Origin of the sequence: Vibrio sp. 10N.222.48.A3 (genome assembly GCF_041475345.1) — a bacterium.
In the GTDB taxonomy this organism is placed as follows: domain Bacteria; phylum Pseudomonadota; class Gammaproteobacteria; order Enterobacterales; family Vibrionaceae; genus Vibrio; species Vibrio tasmaniensis_A.
In genome coordinates this window covers 1-4,626 of the sequence record NZ_JBFRVX010000793.1, presented here as the reverse complement: position 1 = coordinate 4,626, position 4,626 = coordinate 1, and the positions used below count along the sequence as shown (strand labels likewise).

General features: G+C 44.4%; 6 protein-coding genes. 1 reads left to right on the top strand and 5 read right to left on the bottom strand.

The window, feature by feature from the left end; genetic code table 11:
* Window positions 1-308: 308 nt before the first annotated feature.
* From rplS to ffh, 5 genes are all read right to left on the bottom strand, one after another.
* Window positions 309-662: a 50S ribosomal protein L19 gene (gene rplS, locus AB4653_RS19860; RefSeq protein ID WP_009847607.1), complete on the bottom strand. Its 354-nt coding sequence runs from the start codon at window positions 660-662 to the stop codon at window positions 309-311.
* Between the two features lie 59 nt (window positions 663-721).
* A complete protein-coding gene (trmD, locus tag AB4653_RS19855) occupies window positions 722-1,462 on the bottom strand; it encodes a tRNA (guanosine(37)-N1)-methyltransferase TrmD (protein WP_009847608.1) in 741 nt (246 codons plus the stop codon).
* 26 nt (window positions 1,463-1,488) lie between these two features.
* On the bottom strand, window positions 1,489-2,043 hold the full coding sequence (rimM, locus tag AB4653_RS19850; protein ID WP_009847609.1) for a ribosome maturation factor RimM: 555 nt from the start codon (window positions 2,041-2,043) through the stop codon (window positions 1,489-1,491).
* Window positions 2,044-2,069: 26 nt separating this feature from the next.
* On the bottom strand, window positions 2,070-2,318 hold the full coding sequence (gene rpsP, locus AB4653_RS19845) for a 30S ribosomal protein S16 (protein ID WP_004735508.1): 249 nt from the start codon (window positions 2,316-2,318) through the stop codon (window positions 2,070-2,072).
* A 212-nt stretch (window positions 2,319-2,530) separates the two neighbouring features.
* Entirely contained in the window at window positions 2,531-3,925 is a 1,395-nt protein-coding gene (gene ffh, locus AB4653_RS19840; RefSeq protein WP_004735506.1) for a signal recognition particle protein, read from the bottom strand.
* Between the two features lie 200 nt (window positions 3,926-4,125).
* On the opposite strand from ffh, the gene AB4653_RS19835 reads away from it, so the two are divergent.
* Window positions 4,126-4,626, top strand: a 501-nt coding sequence (locus tag AB4653_RS19835; RefSeq protein WP_372105118.1) for an inner membrane protein YpjD, incomplete at its 3' end; no start/stop codon positions are given.

The following is a 4,626-nucleotide window of genomic DNA, read 5'->3' as shown; positions in this document are numbered from 1 at the left end:
AGTAGCGAGTAGCGAGTAAATTTTGAAGGGTTGGCGTTTTACGGCAATCCTTTTTTATTGCCTATAACACGGCACTAATGGGGATTCCCTACTCCTTCCTTCGTCAGTCTAGGGAATGACAGCTCCTGTTGATTCAAAAACTCCCTCAGCGGTTCGACAGCCTATCAAGGTATCAAGGCTTGTCATTCGTCATCCTCAAGAGTGAGGAACGAGCAAGTTGGAGATCTCTTACCTGTGAGACTCTAAATAGCAGACACAAAAAAGCGGAGCCAAATGGCTCCGCTTTTATCGATAGAATGCAAAAAGAATTACTTCTTAGTAAGCTTCTCTTTAATACGAGCTGACTTACCAGAACGCTCACGTAGGTAGTACAACTTGGCACGACGTACTGCACCACGGCGTTTAACTTCGATGCTATCAACCATTGGAGAGTGAGTTTGGAACGCACGCTCTACGCCTTCACCGTTCGAGATCTTACGAACTGTGAATGCAGAGTGTAGACCACGGTTACGAATAGCGATTACAACGCCTTCGAAAGCCTGTAGACGCTCACGGTCACCTTCTTTTACCTTAACCTTAACTACAACAGTGTCACCTGGTGCGAATTTAGGAAGGTCTGATTTTAGTTGCTCTTCTTCAAGAGCCTTGATGATGTTGCTCATTTGTATAAATTCCTAGAATAAACTGATACTAAATTTAATAGGTTACTGCTTGCTTTTCGTTAAGAGCGTTGCTCTTTAATGAATTCAGCCAGTAATTGTTCCTGTTCGTCAGTCAGAGCTAGGTTTTCCAGGAGTTCTGGTCTTCTTAGCCAAGTTCGGCCCAACGATTGTTTCAATCGCCAGCGACGAATGTCCTTATGGTTTCCAGACTTGAGTACCGATGGCACATCTTTATCGTCTAGCACCTCAGGGCGCGTATAATGGGGACAATCTAGCAAACCATTTGCAAAAGAATCTTCTTCTGCTGATGCGAAATCTCCAAGTACACCCGGAACAAACCGAGATACTGAATCAATCAACGTCATGGCTGGCAGCTCGCCACCCGTCATCACAAAATCTCCAATCGACCATTCTTCGTCGACTTCAGATTGAATGATGCGCTCATCTACCCCTTCATAGCGACCACAAATAAGAAGCAAGTTCTCGTTTGTTGCCAGCTCTTCAACACCTTGTTGGTCGAGTTTACGACCTTGAGGTGAAAGGTAAATAACCTTCGTCTTTCCCGGTGCTGCCTGTTTGGCTGTTTGGATAGCATCGCGCAAAGGCTGAACCATCATTAACATGCCAGGACCACCACCGTAAGGTCTGTCATCAACAGTGCGATGTTTATCATGAGTGAAATCACGAGGATTCCATGTTTCAATAGATAAAAGACCTTTTTTAACCGCTTGACCTGTTACTCCAAAATCAGTAACAGAACGGAACATTTCAGGAAAAAGGCTAATAATGCCAACCCACATGTGTTCTCTCGCTCTGTAATTTGGAGTTAGAATCCAGGATCCCAGTCAACTTCGATCCGGCGAGCTTCGCGATCAACTTTCTTGATCACTTGCTCTTCAAGGTACGGGATTAACCGTTCCTTTTGGCCAAAAGCATCTTTAAGATTTGCTTTGATTACTAGAACATCGTTCGAGCCAGTTTCTAATAGGTCAGTGACCTCACCAAGGTTGTAACCTTTAGTGGTAAAAACTTGCATACCGAACAATTCGCGCCAGTAGAATTCATCTTCTGACAATTCAGGTAATGAAGCAGGGTCAATAGCAATTTCAAAGTTGGTCATCAGTTGCGCGTCTTCACGTACATCTAATCCCGCTAGCTTACATACATAGCCTTGACCATGACGTTTCCAGCTTTCAACTTTATACTCAACCCACTCGCCCTTTAGCTTTAAATACCAAGGACTGTAATCAAATATGCTTTCAGCATTGTCTGTGTAGGAGAACACTTTAAGCCAGCCACGAATACCATAGGTAGACCCAAGTTTACCCATAACAATTCTTTCGTTTTGCTCGCTCATCGTTTCTTTACCCTTCATCGACATAAGCTATTTCTCTTTTTAAAAAAGAATTAAGCCGCTTTTTGAGCGTCTTTAACTAGCTTAGCTACGCGGTCAGATAGAGATGCGCCTTGACCAACCCAGTGGTTAACACGATCTAGGTCTAGACGTAGACCTTCTTCTTGACCTTGAGCAGTAGGGTTAAAGAAACCTACTTTCTCGATGAAACGGCCAGTTACAGAGTTACGGCTATCCGCAACTACGATTTGATAAAATGGGCGCTTCTTTGCACCGTGACGTGCCAAACGAATGGTTACCATGTCGTCCTCTTTGCTTTCTTAATAAAATAATTAACCCCAAGTATAAGTAAATAGCTTGGGGTCTCGTGCCAAATTAAAGCCCCGGAATTTTACTCTTATTCCGGGGCAATGCAAGGGCTTTAGCTATTTTTTCACCAACATAGCCACCGCTCACTTTCTGTGACACGGCTAACACTATGAAAAGTAACGTAGCTAAAGCTTACATTTGTAGATTATCGGCCAAACGGGTTAAAACCACCACCCATTCCGCCCATACCTCCACCGCCGCCCATCATGCCTTGCATGTTGCGCATCATGCCTTTCATTCCACCTTTCTGCATTTTCTTCATCATCTTCTGCATTTGAGTGAACTGTTTAAGCATACGGTTTACATCTTGTACTTGCGTACCAGAACCTGCAGCAATACGCTTTTTGCGTGAGCCTTTGATTAGGTCTGGGCGCTGACGCTCTTTCATTGTCATAGAGTTGATGATCGCTTCCATTTGCTTGAACATCTTGTCATCAACTTTATCTTTAACGTTGTCTGGTAGCTGAGACATGCCTGGAAGCTTATCCATCATGCCCATCATGCCGCCCATATTTTTCATCTGACCAAGCTGCTCGCGGAAGTCTTCAAGGTCAAAACCTTTCTTCTCTTTGAACTTCTTAGCCAGTTTCTCTGCTTTCTCGGTATCAACGTTCTTCTGTAGATCTTCAATAAGAGACAGTACGTCGCCCATACCTAGGATGCGAGAAGCAACACGATCTGGGTGGAATGGTTCTAGTGCGTCAGTTTTCTCACCAACACCTAAGAATTTAATCGGCTTACCTGTGATGTGACGAACAGACAGTGCAGCACCACCACGCGCGTCACCATCCACTTTCGTTAAGATAACACCGGTTAGTGGTAGCGTATCGCCAAAGGCTTTTGCAGTATTCGCAGCATCTTGACCTGTCATAGCATCAACAACGAACAGCGTCTCTACTGGTTTAATGGCAGTATGAAGCTCTTTGATTTCACCCATCATCTCTTCATCGATAGCCAAACGACCGGCAGTATCGACAATTAGCACGTCGTAGAATTTCTTCTTCGCGTGGTCGATTGCAGCGTTTGCAATATCAAGAGGCTTTTGGTCAGCTGAAGATGGGAAGAAGTCGACACCCACATCGCTTGCTAAGGTTTCAAGCTGTTTGATCGCGGCTGGACGGTAAACGTCGGCAGACACAACCAAAACTTTCTTCTTATCACGCTCAGTCAGGAGCTTAGATAGCTTACCTACCGATGTGGTTTTACCCGCACCTTGTAGACCCGCCATTAAGATAACGGCTGGCGGTTGTGCTGCCAGGTCAAGAGCCTCGTTAGACTCCCCCATCACAGCTTCAAGTTCAGCTTGAACGATCTTAATGAATTCTTGACCCGGGGTGAGAGATTTAGAAACCTCAACACCTACAGCGCCTTCTTTTACGCGCTTAACAAAATCGCGGACAACTGGCAGTGCAACGTCGGCTTCAAGTAGCGCCATACGTACTTCACGCAGCGTCTCTTTAATATTGTCTTCGGTCAGGCGACCTTTACCGCTGATGTTTTTCAGCGTTTTGGATAGACGATCCGTTAAATTATCAAACATAGTTTTCTCTTCGCTCAAAACTGCGACTATTACTGTGAGTATACATTAGCGCGGATTAGAGTCATACCCGTTGTGGAGCGTTAATCATCCACGCATGTGATGTGAGACATTATTCACTTGGAATTGAATGAGGTTCACCATAGCCCCAAAGAGCGATGCGAGGTATAATTCGCCAATTAGTAATCATTTAAATGGATACCATGGACAGTCTTATTGCGATCGCAGCAGCCTTTCTTTATACAATGGCGATTTTCACGATCATTCCAGGTCTCGTGCACCAAACAGGAATCCGTGTAAAAACGGTGTTTATCAGCGCATTACTTGCTTTAGCTTTCCATGCTTGGTTGCTTGGCGATTTAATCTTTAATGCCAGTGGTCAAAACCTCAGTATCTTAAACGTTGCTTCTTTAATCAGTTTAATCATATCTGTGGTCATGAGCGGTGCTATGCTCAAAACCCGTTTGTGGTTCATCTTGCCGGTTGTTTATAGCTTCGCTGCTCTAAATCTAATGGCTGCCACTTTTCTTCCTAGTACCTTCATCAAACACTTAGAGAATGACCCGAAGCTGTTGCTACACATATCTTTAGCTCTGTTCTCATACGCGACACTTACCATCGGTGCGCTATACGCTATGCAACTCGCGTGGCTAGATCACAAACTTAAAAAGAAAAAAGCCTTAGTGATAAACCCTAACCTACCT

What these genes read in the sequence shown, in the direction of transcription:
- rplS (WP_009847607.1), bottom strand. Translation starts at nt 662, where the DNA reads ATGAGCAACATCATCAAGGCTCTTGAAGAAGAGCAACTAAAATCAGAC.
- trmD (WP_009847608.1), bottom strand. Translation starts at nt 1,462, where the DNA reads ATGTGGGTTGGCATTATTAGCCTTTTTCCTGAAATGTTCCGTTCTGTT.
- rimM (WP_009847609.1), bottom strand. Translation starts at nt 2,043, where the DNA reads ATGTCGATGAAGGGTAAAGAAACGATGAGCGAGCAAAACGAAAGAATT.
- rpsP (WP_004735508.1), bottom strand. Translation starts at nt 2,318, where the DNA reads ATGGTAACCATTCGTTTGGCACGTCACGGTGCAAAGAAGCGCCCATTT.
- ffh (WP_004735506.1), bottom strand. Translation starts at nt 3,925, where the DNA reads ATGTTTGATAATTTAACGGATCGTCTATCCAAAACGCTGAAAAACATC.